Source organism: Granulicella mallensis (genome assembly GCF_014203225.1).
In the GTDB taxonomy this organism is placed as follows: Bacteria; Acidobacteriota; Terriglobia; order Terriglobales; family Acidobacteriaceae; genus Granulicella; species Granulicella mallensis_A.
The window spans coordinates 162,105-176,913 of sequence record NZ_JACHIO010000003.1 but is presented as its reverse complement, the minus strand read 5'-3'; the positions used below and the strand labels follow the sequence as shown (position 1 = coordinate 176,913).

At 53.6% G+C, this 14,809-nt stretch carries 11 protein-coding genes; 8 read left to right on the top strand and 3 right to left on the bottom strand.

Annotation, left to right across the window (positions count from 1 at the left end; all coding sequences use genetic code 11):
* Positions 1-217: 217 nt before the first annotated feature.
* The 3 genes from HDF15_RS04050 to HDF15_RS04040 all read left to right on the top strand — a co-directional run bounded on the left by HDF15_RS04050 (position 218) and on the right by HDF15_RS04040 (position 5,706).
* Positions 218-3,400 carry a sensor histidine kinase gene (locus tag HDF15_RS04050; protein WP_184253016.1) on the top strand — a complete coding sequence of 1,061 codons (3,183 nt, stop codon included), beginning with the start codon at positions 218-220 and terminating at the stop codon, positions 3,398-3,400.
* Positions 3,393-4,025 carry a response regulator transcription factor gene (locus HDF15_RS04045; protein WP_184253014.1) on the top strand — a complete coding sequence of 211 codons (633 nt, stop codon included), beginning with the start codon at positions 3,393-3,395 and terminating at the stop codon, positions 4,023-4,025. Before HDF15_RS04050 ends, HDF15_RS04045 begins: the two co-directional genes overlap by 8 nt.
* Positions 4,026-4,704: 679 nt before the next feature.
* Positions 4,705-5,706, top strand: a complete 1,002-nt coding sequence (locus HDF15_RS04040) for a sigma-54-dependent Fis family transcriptional regulator (protein WP_184253012.1) — start codon at positions 4,705-4,707, stop codon at positions 5,704-5,706.
* A gap of 27 nt (positions 5,707-5,733) precedes the next feature.
* Here the strand turns inward: HDF15_RS04040 and HDF15_RS04035 are convergent, their stop codons facing one another.
* From HDF15_RS04035 to HDF15_RS04025, 3 genes are all read right to left on the bottom strand, one after another.
* Positions 5,734-6,282, bottom strand: coding sequence for a DUF4136 domain-containing protein (locus HDF15_RS04035; protein WP_184253010.1), 549 nt, complete (start codon positions 6,280-6,282; stop codon positions 5,734-5,736).
* Positions 6,283-6,589: 307 nt separating this feature from the next.
* The gene (locus HDF15_RS04030) at positions 6,590-6,961 is read right to left on the bottom strand and encodes a RidA family protein (RefSeq protein WP_260330821.1); all 372 of its coding nucleotides are present in this window, start codon (positions 6,959-6,961) and stop codon (positions 6,590-6,592) included.
* Between the two features lie 64 nt (positions 6,962-7,025).
* Positions 7,026-8,207, bottom strand: a complete 1,182-nt coding sequence (locus tag HDF15_RS04025) for a dipeptidase (RefSeq protein ID WP_184253006.1) — start codon at positions 8,205-8,207, stop codon at positions 7,026-7,028.
* Between the two features lie 361 nt (positions 8,208-8,568).
* Here HDF15_RS04025 and budA point away from each other — a divergent pair, with 361 nt between their 5' ends.
* From budA to HDF15_RS04000, 5 genes are all read left to right on the top strand, one after another.
* Positions 8,569-9,390, top strand: coding sequence for an acetolactate decarboxylase (gene budA / locus HDF15_RS04020; RefSeq protein WP_184253004.1), 822 nt, complete (start codon positions 8,569-8,571; stop codon positions 9,388-9,390).
* Positions 9,391-9,412: 22 nt separating this feature from the next.
* Positions 9,413-11,086, top strand: a complete 1,674-nt coding sequence (gene alsS, locus HDF15_RS04015; protein ID WP_184253002.1) for an acetolactate synthase AlsS — start codon at positions 9,413-9,415, stop codon at positions 11,084-11,086.
* A 69-nt stretch (positions 11,087-11,155) separates the two neighbouring features.
* Positions 11,156-12,241: a hypothetical protein gene (locus HDF15_RS04010; RefSeq protein WP_184253000.1), complete on the top strand. Its 1,086-nt coding sequence runs from the start codon at positions 11,156-11,158 to the stop codon at positions 12,239-12,241.
* 501 nt (positions 12,242-12,742) lie between these two features.
* Positions 12,743-13,426, top strand: a complete 684-nt coding sequence (locus HDF15_RS26375) for a response regulator (protein WP_184252998.1) — start codon at positions 12,743-12,745, stop codon at positions 13,424-13,426.
* 188 nt (positions 13,427-13,614) lie between these two features.
* Complete coding sequence (locus HDF15_RS04000) at positions 13,615-14,709, top strand: redoxin domain-containing protein (RefSeq protein ID WP_184253328.1); 1,095 nt, start codon at positions 13,615-13,617, stop codon at positions 14,707-14,709.
* Positions 14,710-14,809: the final 100 nt, after the last annotated feature.

Below are 14,809 nucleotides of genomic sequence, written 5' to 3'. Positions count from 1 at the left end.
CTTATTGATTCTAATGAAGTAATATTCGCCGCAAAAGGCTCTTGCATCGGCACCAGACGTGCACTGCCTTTTATAGAAGCCTCTGATGAAATCATCCGTTCGGATTTCGCAGATCGTATTCGGTCTTGGCCTTTGCATTCGAGAATATAGTCGTGATGACGCTCGTATGAGGTCCAACGGGCGAAGTCGCTTGCATGATTCTCAACGTGGAGGCGCGATGAGTCTTGGAGTGCTCGTTCGGCAGAACCCGCTAATTGATTTGCTTGCCGCAGTCAGCTGCGTCGCCGCGCTCGCATGCTTTGTGGCCCCCGTGGCTTTTGCCAACGGAGCGAGAGATGGGCTATCGCGTGCAATTCCGGCGAGCGTCCAGGACGAGAATGCAAGCGATTCGGCGTCCACTCCAACAGCGCGGACAAGTAACCAAGCGGTCATGCAGGAATCATGGACGGTCCAGCAAGGTGCGCCGGAATATATCCAAAGCATGGCACAGACAGCTGATGGGTTCTTATGGCTTGGTGGTCCTGGGGGACTATTTCGGTTTGATGGCACGCGGTTCGAGCGTTTTCATGCGTCGTCTGGCGATCAACTCCTCTCCACGAATGTGATTTCCATATTCGCGCCCACAACAGGCGGTCTTTGGGTCGGCTACGAGTTTGGTGGCTTCAGCTTCGTGAATAGCGGCCGGGTGAGAAACTACAGCCGGGATGACGGGGCGGCGACCGGGACCGTCAACGGATTTGCTGAAGATCCTAAGGGAATCGTGTGGGCAGGTACTGCGAATGGCGTTTGGGAATTTGACCATTCCAAGTGGCGCCGTCTTGGCTCCGAGTGGAACGGACCAAGAATCTTTACGCGATTGGCGTTTGACCGGGAAGGTACGATGTGGGTCCTTACTGGCTATGACAAACACAAGTTGCTGTACCTGCTTCCCGGTGATAACCGGTTTGAGGCAACTGATGATGATGTGACCGCTTACGGTTTCACTCTAGATGCCGACCACCGGGTTATAACGAGGCGTATGGAGACTCAGCATCGGTCAAGCGCTCAAAAAGAACCGAACCATACTTTACTTACCTATCCGCTTTTTCGAAAGGATTCGGCGCAACTAGTTGACCGAACCAACAGCGTATGGATAATTGCTTCCGCGGAACTTCCGCTGATGCGAGTGTCGACACCCGACGACATCAAAGCTGCGTTGGCCAAAGCCGCCCCTGCTAATGCGGAGACATATGAGGTTCATCCGTTTGGGGCAGAATCTCTGGTTGATCGCGAGGGGAATATTTGGTTTAGCGACGACCATGGAATCCATCGATTCTTTTATATTCCGTTTGTCAAACAGCGCCTTGGATCTGCGCCAGGGCCGTTTGCAATAGCCGCTGGTGATGTCGGGGAGGTCTGGGTCGCAACGTGGGGCGGGAAGATCCCTAACACCTACCGCGTGGTAGATGGAAAAACCGATGCTCTCAATTCTGTTGGTCTTGGAGATTGGACGCTCGCATATTGGGCTCCCGATAGAACTGTGTGGTTTGGGGGCAAAGGGGGCCTCTGGCATCTCGTAAACGGCAAGATGGTTTATGTCGCCCTCCCAAAAGAGAGACTTGGTGATGGTGTCTACCTCCAGGCGATGACAACGGACGGAAGCGGGGGACTTTGGGTTTCCTTTTCAAGGCTCGGCCTATATCGATTGGTAAGGGGCGTGTGGACGATCCCTGATGTGCATAGCGGTTTCCCGACGCCGGACGTAATAAGTGAGTTTTCCGACAGCCTTGGAAGGGTTTGGTTTGGCTACTCAAGGGGACAACTGGCTTCCTTGGAACGAGAGAAAGTGAAGGTGTTTCATCCAAGTGACGGTATCCGAGTGGGTACCATCACCGCGATATATGGGCGCGGATCGCAGATATGGATCGGCGGAGAGTTTGGATTACAGCAATTCGATGAAGGAAAATTTCATACGATTGCCGCGGTTAACGGAGACTGGCTGCTCGGAATATCCGGGATCGTCGAAACTGCCGATGGAGATCTATGGCTCAACGGCCTTTCTGGAATCATCCACATCCGTCGGGCTGAAATACTTGAAGCACTCAAAGATCCCTCTTATCGCGTTAAAGGTGAGCGCATTGGGAATCGAGAAGGTCTGCCGGGCTTCGCCCCGCAAATCCGCCCGCTTCCTTCTGCCATTCAGGGAAGCGATGGGAGGCTATGGTTCTCCGTCGATGGTGGCTTGGTATCACTAGATCCAAAACAGCTTCGAACTCCACCGGCAGCCCCTCCGATCACGATCCAATCGGTTTCAGCCGACGACAAGAACTACGAGCCCGACCATCAGCTGACATTCCCGGCACACACCTCCAGCGTGCGTATCGAGTACGCCGCTATCAGTCTGTCCGATCCAGATGCAGTCCGCTTTCGCGTTAGATTGCAAGAGACCGACGCCAATTGGCACGAGGTTAGCACCGCGAGTCCAGTCATGTATCGCAACCTTCCAGCCGGCCACTATCACTTCGCGGCTGCGGCCTCCGATATCAACGGAAAGTGGTCCGACGAACTGGCCATTGTGGACTTCTCCATATTGCCAGCGTGGTATCAGACGATCTGGTTCAGAGCCATTGTTGTGGTCGCCAGTCTTCTAGTCCTATGGATCGTCTACCAATTCCGCCTTCAACAACTTGAGCGGCAATTTCAAATGGCTCTTGACGTCCGTGTGGACGAACGGACGCGAATTGCTCGCGATCTTCACGACACATTGCTGCAGAGTTTCAGCGCATTACTCCTTCGGTTCCAAGCCGTCTCCAATCTACTCCCGAGGGAGCCTGACGTGGCCAAGACACGTATGGAGAGTGCCATTGAGCAGGCGTCGGATGCGATCATTGAAGGCCGCGATGCCCTCCAAGAATTGCGGTCTGTCGAATTATCAACCATTGATTTGGGAGAGGCTGTCAGCAACTTCGGGAATGAGCTTCTGAGCGGACCGCCACGCGAACATCCTCCTCAATTTCGAGTCCAAATAGAAGGAACTCCGTGCATTCTGAATCCAATAGTTCGAGACGAAGCATATCGGATCACCGCGGAGGCGCTGCGGAATGCCATCAGGCACTCGGAGGCGGAACACATCGAAGTTGAGATTCACTACGACCAAAGCCAACTGCGAATCCGAATCCGAGACGACGGAAAGGGAATCGACCAGAGTGTTCTCAATGGACACATTTCTCCAGGGCATTGGGGCTTGCACGGTATGCGCGAACGGGCGACACTGGTTGCAGGCATCATCGAAGTCTGGAGCGAACTGGGTTCGGGCAGCGAAGTGGAGTTAAGGATTCCAGCAACCAGTGCCTACGCGAAGCCGCGCGTTTCCCGATGGTCTGTGTTACGCAGAGGGGATCGAAACTTACAAAATGAATAGTAGTCCGACACCAATACGGATCCTGGCCGTCGACGATCATTCCATTTTTCGCCAAGGCATAGTGGCTATTTTGGCCGATCATAAGGATATGGAAGTGGCTGCCGAAGCCGCCAATGGTAGAGAAGCGATCCAACAGTTCCGCATGCATCAGCCAGATATAACGTTAATGGACTTGCAGATGCCCGAGATGAACGGCCTTGATGCATTGATAGCCATTCGGGGGGAATTTCCGGATGCAAAGGTCATCGTACTCACTACCTACACCGGAGATGTACAAGTCATCAGGGCTTTGAAGGCTGGGGCTCGTGGTTATTTATTGAAGACTCTACTTCATAGAGAACTGCTTGAAACCATCCGTGCTGTTCATGCGGGAAGAAAGTCCATATCGCCCGATGCTTCGTTTGCGCTCGCAGAACATGCGATGGATGACCATCTGACGGCCGGCGAAGTTGATGTACTTCGGTTGATTGCGGCAGGGAACGCAAACAAACAGATTGCGACGCAACTGTCGCTCACTGAGCAGACAGTCAAAGGCCGTGTCAAAAATATTTTGTCGAAACTAAACGCCAACGATCGAACTCAAGCTGCCATGATCGGTCTGAAGAGGGGAATCATCGAGGCTTAGCGATCCAAAAGAGAGGATTCTCGACTCTTTTGGGGGTCTCCTCAAATTCGAGAATCGCCTAACCTCATGAAGAGGTTCCCTTGCGTCGTCTATTCTCTACATTCGCTCGCGGCTGGCCAGGCGCGGGACTTCTGCTCCTACGCCTTGTGGCCGGTCTCGCTCTCATCATTCATGGAATCGAAAAATTCCGAACTGGCCAACCGCTAGAGCCCGCTTTTTGGGATATTGCCGCAATTGCAGATGGGAGCCTTCTGGTCGCGGGGTTGTGGACGCCCATTGCAGGATCTTTAGTGGTGGTCCTCGCAATTTGGAGCATCATCACGCAAAGCACAAATCCCTGTCCGTGTATTTTGTTAGCGTCCATCGGCGCCGCGTTGGCCCTTCTTGGGCCCGGCGCATGGTCTCTCGATTCAAGGTTGTTTGGTTGGAAGAGGATAGACCTTAAGCGTTGACAGCCGAGTCGGCATATAGACATATATGTTGGCCGAACGGCTCCATAGGAGAATTGTTCGGACAGCATTTGGAAATTCCTCGCTCAAAAGAGTCGTTCTGAAGGCCGAAGTAGCTCTTCCGGCTCCCAATGGGGGGCTTTTTCTCGCCAGAAATTAGTCGACAATCGACGCATGAGCACCAAGACAACTTCCGATGATCAAGCTTGGTTTTTCCTGGAGGGTACACGATGGCTGCTACTACTTTGATCGGTTCTAGCGCAAATTTTCAAGCCGTCCGCGACCAGATTGATATGGTCGCCCCTGTCGACTCGACGGTTCTATTGCAAGGGGAAACTGGAACCGGTAAAGAGGTGATTGCTCAAGCAATTCACGAGGCCGGTCAGCGTCGGCACAATCGCTTTGTAGCCGTCAACTGCGCTGCGATTCCGAATGCCTTGCTCGAAAGCGAACTGTTCGGGCATGAACGAGGTGCTTTCACTGGGGCCGTGACCCAGACTGTGGGGAGGTTTCAGAGCGCTGATCGAGGAACGCTTTTTCTGGATGAGATTGGAGATCTTCCGCTCGACCTACAGCCGAAGTTGCTCCGAGTCCTTCAGGAAATGCAGATCGAGCGGCTGGGTAGCGGGCGTCCGATTAATCTTGATGTGAGGGTAATCGCAGCCACAAACCAAGACCTTTGGCGCATGGTCCAAGATCGGAAGTTTCGAGCGGACCTCTACTACAGGTTGAATGTGTTTCCGATTAGCTTGCCGCCGTTGCGGGAACGAAAGGACGACATTCGAACGCTGACAGAACATTTTATTTGCAAGTTTGCGAAGAGACAGGGCAAGTCGATTGATCGCATTTCCGACGGAATGATGGAAGCCTTGAGAGGCCATGATTGGCCTGGCAATATCAGGGAACTGCAAAATGTAGTCGAACGTGCCGTAATTATGGCTAAAGGGTCCGTCCTTGACTTGTCAGCGATCGATCTAACGACCTCGATTGGAGAATCGGCACCAATCAGAACGCTCGCTGATGCCGAGCGGGCTCACATCACAGCTGCGCTTCGGGAGACCAATTGGGTTGTTGGCGGCCGGCGTGGAGCGGCCGCCCAACTGGGACTGGCCAGGACGACTCTGATCACCATGATGCAACGTCACGGAATCTTCCGTGAAATAGCTTCTCGACCAAACGGGGAAACAGATTGCTCCCACGGACCAAAGTCGAGGGAGCAATCTTTCGCGTAACGACTGAGGCTTCTGTCTTCCCAGTACTTAGCGTCTGCGGGGTGGAAAGCTGTTGAACATTTTCGCGACTCGTCTATTCAGGTTCTTGATGTTCTTGTTGGATTTGTCGGACAAGACATCACTTGAGGATCCTCGCCAGATCAGCTGTTTGGTGCTTGAGTCGAACAAATCGACAATCAGGGTGCCGACTCGATACGTTTCTTGCGTCGTCGTAGATTGACCGAAACCATCGCCGAGCCCACCAAACCTTCCTCCCCATCCCCATCCGCCGCCGAAGCTGTCGTAGTAGGTGTTAAGGGTCTGATGATCTTGGGTCATTTCCATGGCCATGATGGACACATTTCCGCCAGAGCGAACCTGAGTCCAACCTTTCGATAGAAGGGCGGAATCGACCGCCGCCTTGATCCGCTTGACCCATAAGGGATTTGGCGTTCGGACATTTCCCCAAGAGTACGACTTGTACTGCTTGAAGTCTGTGCCTCGATCGTAGTCAGTCTTCACCTGCTGTGCGAACGATGTCGACAGAAGGAAGGTCGCGGTCGCGATAAATAAAGATATCCTGCGCTGAATCCTCATACGTTTCTCCTTATGGCAGACAAGTGCGAACGCCCATCACCTCCCGGTCTGGGTATGTGCTGAACGAGGTTCCTTCCTAAAGCGTCAGAGGACATGCGGCATGGTCACATTGGCAGGCGATCTCGACTTCTTCGCTCCCCGCGTTGCGACAGGCGTCACCGCAGTACTTTTGACCAGGTTCGACGAGACACGAGCATGGGACGTGCTCGCACTTACTTTTCTCTTGAGTTTCCATTTCCGTAATCCTCCGTTTATTCCCTTGATTGCGAATGCCGGCAGTGCTTTACTCTGCCTCATGCTTGCGCTGCTACCGAACCGCTATTGCGGAAATCTCGATCTTTGCGCCGCCGATCAATCCGGCTACCTGGACTGCAGTTCGCGCTGGTTTGGGATCAGGTATTGAAGCGTTGTAGACGGTGTTTATTAACGAGACATCGTTGAGATCCGTGAAAAATACCGTGACCGATGCGATGTCCGACATGCGGAAACCAGCTTCGTCCAGCACCTTCCTGACTGCGTTGATGGCGTTCGTGGTTTGCTCCGTGATATTTATGTCGAGTGTATTGCCGTCGGACGACGGCCCCTGCTGTCCCGCGACATACAAGGTGTTGTTCGCGACATAGCCGTCACTGAATGGCATGCCCTTGGTAAAGTTGATAGCTCTTGATGCTGTAGTCATGAAGTCTCCTTTGTAGGGTGATTGTTGAACCAACCGAGCGCACATCTCTGACGTGGCAGAAAGCTTACCTACCAGTCACCTCGCGAATCACGCGAAGCGTATTTCCGCCAAGTATTTTCTTTAGATCCCGGTCCGAATAGCCTCGCTCCAGCAGTACTTCGATCAGTGCAGGCATCTTTGAGACATCGTCCAGTCCGTTCGGAGGGCCTGACACCCCGTCGAAATCGCTGCCGATCCCGACGTGATCGATCCCTGCCACCTTCACTGCATGGTCGATATGATCGGCAACGTCTTCAACCGTTGCCGCAACTTTGACACGTGTGCCAAATAGCTTGCGGACATCCTGAGCCGCATAGTCATCCAATGTGCGGCCAGCCATCACTGGCGCTGTCGTCTCAATCTCAATGGCCGATCGCAAAGCTTCCGCATCCTTCGGATTGATGAAACCCTCGCCGAAGGTGATGCCGACAACACCACCATTCTTCGCGAGCGCCCAAAGCATCTCGTCGGTCACATTGCGCGGGACATCCGAGATTGCTCTCATAGACGAATGGGTGAGCATTACTGGCTTGGTCGTTACCTCAAGCGCATCGTAAAAGGTCTTGTCGGCGACGTGAGACACGTCTACCACCATGCCCAGCCTGTTCATCTCACGTACAACTTCTCTACCGAAATCCGTCAGGCCGTTATGCACTGGCGTGTCCGTGGCCGAATCCGCCCAATTGTTGTTGCGCGAGTGGGTTAACGTCATGGAGCGGATACCGAGTTGGTAATACATTCGCAGCACGCGCAGATCGTCATCGATGGTATGTCCACCCTCAACGGTAATAAAGGCAGCAATCTTGCCCTCCTTGACGATCCGCTCGATGTCATCCGCCGTGGTGGCTAACTCAATTTCATCTTTGCGCGTTTCAAACAGGGTTTGCATTGCGTCGCGCAAATCCAATGTTCTGCGCACAGCCTCTGCGCCAGGAAAATAGACGGGAACCCACAACGCAAAGAACGGTGCGTGTGTCCCGCCAGCATGTAGCCGAGGAATGTCGACGTGACCGACATCCCACCTCTTGCCAAGGTCTTCGCCCATCACCAGGATGCGCTGTACCGTGTCGATGTGACTATCGATGCCGATAGCTTCGTCTGCCAGCTTTCGGGCGCGAACGGCAAGATCGTTTGACTGTGATCTGTTGCGATGTCCCGTGTGAACGTTTGCCTCGGTACTGAAATTGGTTGCTGCTTTCAAGCTCATGAAGACCTCCATAGAAGGGGTAGGCTCTTGCGCGCATCTCCCTTGCAGTAGATCGTTGCATTCAAATGTCCAAACGATTTCGTGGCATAACTACGTGCATTTGCTCCACGATTGCGTTTCGAAGAGCATTACGGCCTGTCGAGGCGGCGACACCACGTCGCCACTCAGACAGACGATGCATTTGAGCGCAATGCCGTCTACAGCGAGCATCGGTGCAGGGCAGCCGACACGCATGTCGTGCTGTCGACATCCGGTGATCCAAAGGTTCGGCCAAGATGCACAAAACACGTTGAATTCGCTGCGCCGCCTTTGGCGACCCGATTGCACCTTGCTAGACAGAAGAAGCGGGAGGGCAGGCATAATGTCAATTCTCAACATCGTGGTAGCCGAGCGTACCTATAACGACCTTCGTGTTGCCGCAAGCAGACGAGGAACATCGGTAGACAGTCTCGCGGGTGCGGCGCTCGGCGACTACTTCAAGAACGATGGACATCGCATGTACCAGATTTCTACTTCCAGCGCTCTTGTCGAGGGTGTTTACACCGGCGCGATTTCTTCACGGGATTTATTGCTTCACGGCGACTTTGGGCTGGGGACGTTTGAGAATCTCGACGGGGAGATGGTGATTTCGGATGGGGCAATTTATCAAGTGCATAGCGACGGTAAGGTGCTGCGTCGTGATGACGACTTCCAAATCCCTTTTGCCGTCGTCACGCGGTATCAACCAGAAGCGATGTTTGAGACGGGTACGATCACGAATCTTGGTGATCTGGAAAGAGTATGTGATCAGCATCGTGAGTCGAACAATCTCTTTTATGCCTTTCATGTGGATGGAGCCTTCGAGAAAATACATGCCCGTGCCGTGAGCCCAGTGGGGGCGGGAATCCGGTTGGCGGATGCCGCAAAAGCGCAAAGAGAATTCGAGTTCAAAGGCGTGGAGGGTACCCTCGTGTGTTTTTGGTCGCCTGGATATTCCAGTGCGTTCAATGTGCCCGGATATCACTTCCACTTCCTTTCAAAGGATCGCAGCGAGGGCGGCCACGTGTTGGACGTGAGGGCTATGACGTTGCGCATTGGCGTCCAGACACTTTGTGAATATGACATACAGCTGCCGGACCAAGGCAGTTTCTTGACCACGGACCTGAGCAGAGATCCGTCCTCGGATCTGGCGAGAACGGAATAGACGAATTGAGAGGAACAAGACCATGACACAAAGGGAAAAGAAGTCGCTTACGGGTGCGGACGTCATTGTGGAAACACTGGAGGCGCGTGGGGTCACTCACGTGTTTGGAGTTCCAGGCGCAAAAATCGACAAGGTATTCGATAGATTGCTGGATTCCAGCATTCAGACTGTTCAATGCCGGCACGAGCAGAACGCGGCTTTTATCGCTGGGGGGATTGGACGCCTGACCGGTAAGGCGGGCGTTGCGATTGCTACCTCCGGGCCGGGTGTATCTAACCTAGTCACAGGTCTAGTCACTGCCAATTCGGAAGGTGATCCGATGGTTGCCCTTGGCGGGGCGGTCGCCGTCGCAGATCGCCTGAAGTCGATCCATCAAACTCTCAATTCGGTCGAAGTATGTAAACCTGTCACAAAGTATTCGGCCGAAATTGATTCTCCAGGTGCTACCTCGGAAGTGCTTTCGGCGGCCTTCCGCGCCGCAGAGTCGGGCCGTCCTGGCGCGGCCTTTGTCAGTCTTCCGATGGACATCGTCACAGGGGAGGCCAAATGCGCCCCAATTACCCTGTCCACCTTTGTAGGAGACGGGCCAGCTCCAGAGAGGTCGCTGCGTGAAGCCGCACGTCTGATCAACTCCGCAGAATCCCCCGTGATTCTTTTGGGCCTCATGGCGAGTAAACCCCAATGCGGCGACGCGATTCGCAAGCTGCTAAGCATGACGACACTCCCGGTCGTGGGAACTTTTCAGGCGGCAGGGGCCATTTCACGTGAGCTGTTTCCTTGCTTTGGCGGACGCGTTGGGCAGATTGCCAATCAACCAGCCGATACCCTGTTGGAATCGGGTGATGTCATCATCACCATCGGCTACGATGCAGTAGAGTATTGGCCGTCGCTATGGAACGGAGGTCGCGACCGCGCAATCGTTCACGTGGACGTGATGCCAGCAAATATCGAGAACGACTATGTGCCCGCAGTTGAATTGATTGGAAGCATTGAAGAAACGCTGTCCGCTCTATCCTCCCTGCTCCATAGGTCGCAACTTGCTCAATCGTCCGCAAGGCTTTTGCGATTGATTGCCGAAGATCGACAGCGACTAATGAAGGAAGCCGCTACGAAGTCCGGCGTCCCCATTCATCCCATGCGTCTCATCAGTGAACTTCAAAATATGCTGACACCCGATGTGACAGTCTGCTCTGACATGGGCACCTGCAGCATGTACCTCAGTCGTTATTTATTCAGTTTTCGTGCACGGCAAATTCTTATTTCGAACGGTCAGCAAACATTGGGGGTAGCGCTCCCCTGGGCCATAGCAGCCTCAATCGTTCGTCCCCATGAGAAGGTGCTTTCGATCTCCGGAGATGGGGGCTTTCTGTTCTCCGCCAACGAACTCGAAACCGCAGTGCGCCTGAAATCACATTTGGTCCATATGGTCTGGATAGACGGGAGCTACGACATGGTTGGAGCCCAGGAAAAACTGAAATATGGTCGCACCTCCGGAGTGAAACTGGGGCCTGTGGATACGGTCAAGTATGCGGAAGCTTTCGGGGCTACGGGCTTATTCATTCAACGTCCCGAAGACATTGCACCAGCCCTGCGAAATGCATTTGAGACTCCTGGCCCCGTACTGATTGGTGTGCGTGTCGACTACAGCGATAGCGTCAAGCTCTTTGAGCGAGTTCATGAATCGGCGATCATATAAGTCGCCCGTCGCATGGATCTCCGTCGGACAACCAGATCATCTCAGTAGTAAGTCTTTAGAGGTTCTAGAGTGGCACACGTTCTCATAACGATTCTTGGCCTGTGGTTGCTCGTTCTTATTCTGAGATCGATGATCCGTATCGCCCTGATCAACCGACACTATCGCGATTGGTTTGCTGAGGCGGCCAGCCGGGTCGTCTATTCAATAGTTTCATTCAAACTGCATAACAATCACGATCCGAAGACCCGTCATCTGATTCTTCTCTGGTTCTTCCCTGCGTACCTTCTCTCGCTTATCTTCGTATACTTCGTTGGCGCAATGACCTCCTTCGTTCTCCTGTATTGGGGGTTGTCCGCTGTAGGGACGTGGCATCAAGCGTTTCTCGCCTCAGGGTCTGCCTTGAACACACTAGGTTTTGCGACTCCTACAACTATCACAGGTCAATGGCTTGCTATTCCTGAGGGTGCACTCGGACTCGGCATCGTGGTCTTTCTTTTCACGTTTATTCCTGGGTATCAGACTGTTATTCGGGCGCGTGAAGACAAAACCTCATGGTTGTATGTCCGTACTCGCGATCAGCCGACCGGTGTAGCGCTGCTTGAATGGTGTCAGAGGGCGGGTATCGCGGGGGGTATGAAAGATATATGGGGAGCGTGGGAGGACTGGTTTCGCATGCTCGGTGACACGCACTCGGTCATGCCGATGCTTGCCATGTCTCCCTCCGTGCAGCAGAACCAATCTTGGGTATTGGCTGGTGCGGCGGTACTAGATGCCGCGAGCCTTGCAGCTTGCGTCATAGATTCGGCCGACAGAGAGTCCGCAAGAATCTGCGTCCAGACGGGAACACGCGCATTCCTTGCGATCGCCGATGCACTGGGGCGCACGTGTCCAGCGGCACGACTTGGCACTTACCCCTCTAGGGAGAAGTTTGAACTTGCTTTAGGACGGCTGAAATTGGCGGGCCTGATATTGAGATCAGCCGACGCGGATTTGCAGTGGCGCGAGCTTATGTCTTTACGCGAAAGATACGAAGAGTCAATGCTCTTCATCGCAAAACAAACTTTTGCCCCGCTAGAAGGCTCACTGGAAGACCTACAGCATGCTTCTTCGAGCACCGTCAGCATAATCACTTATCCCGTGGACGCTAGGCGCTAAGCTTGGACTTTGCTCGTTAGCGTGACGGTTTACGACATCCCTCTCCCAAGAAACCGCCAGTTATTAAATCTTCGATCTCTTGCTGGTATGGCAGTTGTCCTCCCCGCTCGGCCAGAAACCTGTTGACAGCGATTGCAGAATAGGCGGCGGTCGTAACTTGCGGCTCGAGACTTAGCAGATTCTCCAATGCTCGGCTACATCAACAGCTAAATGTCTTTACGCCGTCATCGCGTCGCCGGCAAGACACTACCTCTGTGATGATTCGCAAGCGCTCATGAAGAAAACAATGAACTTGAACGGTATCGCGGTTCGGCCTCCGACGTGCAATCAATGATGCCGTGGAACATCTGCGATCTGTCTAAAACGTCTCCGCTAAAAGAGGGGGCAACTGACACCGATATAGTTCGCTGCTGACTCTACTGAGGCTTTCGGCAAAACGGCAATTGATTGAGTATTAGCCAGTATCGCTTGTGCCCCACAACTAGGAGGAGGGAACCATCGATGAATGCAGCCAACGATATCGTTGTAGTCGACGACAATCCAACACTTCTCATTTTGCTCTCGGAGATATTCAGAGAGCATGGCTATACCGTCCGGACAGCTGCCGATGGATTCGCAGCGTTGGCCGTGATCAGAGACCGTATCCCAACTGTCCTGTTATCCGATTTGTACATGCAAGGTATGTCCGGCTTTGAACTCTTATCCGTAGTGCGTCGACGCTTCCCGGTGATTGCAGCGGTAGCGATGAGCGGAGCTTATTCCGGGGAGGACGTTCCGGCGGGAGTGGCTGCAGATGGCTTTTACGCCAAAGGTTCAAGCAGTCCCGCTTTGTTGTTCCGAATTCTAGCGGCGATTGGGGACCAAGGGTTGCGCCAATCAAGGCGTGCGCAGGCACCGATATGGGTACCGGCGCTGCCCTTTCATGACCGAGAGCGTTCCACGATGTCCGTTGCATGCCCAGAATGTCTGAGGCCTTTCGCTCATTTTCTTCATGAGGGTCTGCCCCACGAGCGTGACAGTAATTGTCCCCATTGCTCATGTCCTGTGAAGCTCGCCATAGTGCGAGCGGCGAAGGAGCTTGACGCAACAACGATTCCAAGTTCAATGACCTCGACGAATGGCCTCCGGTCGTCCCTTGATACATACTTCGGCTCAGCTCTGCATTCGGAGCAGTTATCGCGATGAGGAGCCTATTACTCACCGTCATGATCATCGCCGTCCTGAAGGGCACGTTTTTGACGGTCTTTGTTGCTTCGAGTGATTCGACGAACGAATAGGTAACCAGCGGCGTGGAGCCTAGTGATCTATTGCAACTGAATACTCGACGTTCTGTGTTGGAAAGATGGGCGGAGATCTTGGGTGCAACTGGAGGTATGGAGATGTTCGGATCTATCAACTGGAATCGGCGCCGCTTTCTTGGCAATGGCGCTCTCATCCTAGGGGCGTGTCAGCTTGGCCGCGTTGGATGCGCTGATGCGCAATCTAAGGGGGTATCGCGCCTGCCGATTGAGGGGGAGATGTCTTCACTCGCGGGAGCGGCTGTTTGGATCAACTCGACACCCTTGACGCCAACGAGCTTACGAGGGAAGGTCGTGCTCGTCGATTTCTGGACGTTTTCCTGCATCAATTCGATTCGAACGCTTCCGTACCTCCGCGCGTGGTCAGAGAAGTACAAGGATAAAGGCCTGGTAATCATCGGTGTCCAGTCCCCGGAGTTTACGTTCGAAAAGAATCTCGACAATGTTCGCTGGGCCGTCCAGAACATGAGGCTTGGTTACCCGATCGCGGTTGATAACGAGCATGCGATATGGGATGCATTCAATAACGAATATTGGCCGGCACTGTACTTTGTCGACGCCAGAGGCCGAATCCGCCATCATCAATTTGGCGAAGGTGCGTACGAACAGTCCGAAGCAATCCTTCAACAATTGCTCGTCGAGGCGGGAGCCCGTGGCTTCGATAAGACCCCAGCTTCAATCGAGCCATCCAGCATCGAAAGAGCCGCAGCCTGGAATAGTCTGAAGTCCCCGGAAACATACGTTGGCTACCGTCAAGCTGAGAACTTTGCCTCTTCCGGTGGCCTCCATCAGGATAAGGAACGGACGTACGCATTCCCATCTAATCTCAATCTCAATCGTTGGGCACTCTCGGGCGATTGGAAAGTCGGAAAAGAGTCTGCCATCGCGGACAAAGCCGGCACGCGTATCGTGTATCGCTTCCACGCACGAGACTTGCATCTCGTCATGGGGCCTGCCGTGCGAGGAACCACGGTGAGATATCGAATCAGCGTCGATGGGCAAGCTCCCCATTCAACACACGGAGTCGACGTCGATGAGCAAGGCAACGGCACCGCGATTGAGCCGCGCCTTTACCAGCTGATCCGGCAAACAGAACCGATCGCTGACCACGAGTTCGAGATCGAGTTTCTCGATCCAGATGTGGAGGTCTTCGTTTTCACATTTGGCTAATAGTCAAACACGTCTGGGTTGCCCGCCAGTCAACAACGACTCGCGCCGTCAGACAAATAAGGGCCGGTATCAACACCCATCACTAAGACTCAAAAGGAGA

Bases quoted from the DNA above. Each gene is read 5' to 3' on its own strand.
- HDF15_RS04025 (WP_184253006.1), bottom strand. From the start codon at position 8,207: ATGAGCTTGAAAGCAGCAACCAATTTCAGTACCGAGGCAAACGTTCAC.
- HDF15_RS04050 (WP_184253016.1), top strand. From the start codon at position 218: ATGAGTCTTGGAGTGCTCGTTCGGCAGAACCCGCTAATTGATTTGCTT.
- HDF15_RS04000 (WP_184253328.1), top strand. From the start codon at position 13,615: ATGGAGATGTTCGGATCTATCAACTGGAATCGGCGCCGCTTTCTTGGC.
- budA (WP_184253004.1), top strand. From the start codon at position 8,569: ATGTCAATTCTCAACATCGTGGTAGCCGAGCGTACCTATAACGACCTT.
- HDF15_RS04040 (WP_184253012.1), top strand. From the start codon at position 4,705: ATGGCTGCTACTACTTTGATCGGTTCTAGCGCAAATTTTCAAGCCGTC.
- alsS (WP_184253002.1), top strand. From the start codon at position 9,413: ATGACACAAAGGGAAAAGAAGTCGCTTACGGGTGCGGACGTCATTGTG.
- HDF15_RS04030 (WP_260330821.1), bottom strand. From the start codon at position 6,961: ATGACTACAGCATCAAGAGCTATCAACTTTACCAAGGGCATGCCATTC.
- HDF15_RS26375 (WP_184252998.1), top strand. From the start codon at position 12,743: ATGAATGCAGCCAACGATATCGTTGTAGTCGACGACAATCCAACACTT.
- HDF15_RS04045 (WP_184253014.1), top strand. From the start codon at position 3,393: ATGAATAGTAGTCCGACACCAATACGGATCCTGGCCGTCGACGATCAT.
- HDF15_RS04035 (WP_184253010.1), bottom strand. From the start codon at position 6,282: ATGAGGATTCAGCGCAGGATATCTTTATTTATCGCGACCGCGACCTTC.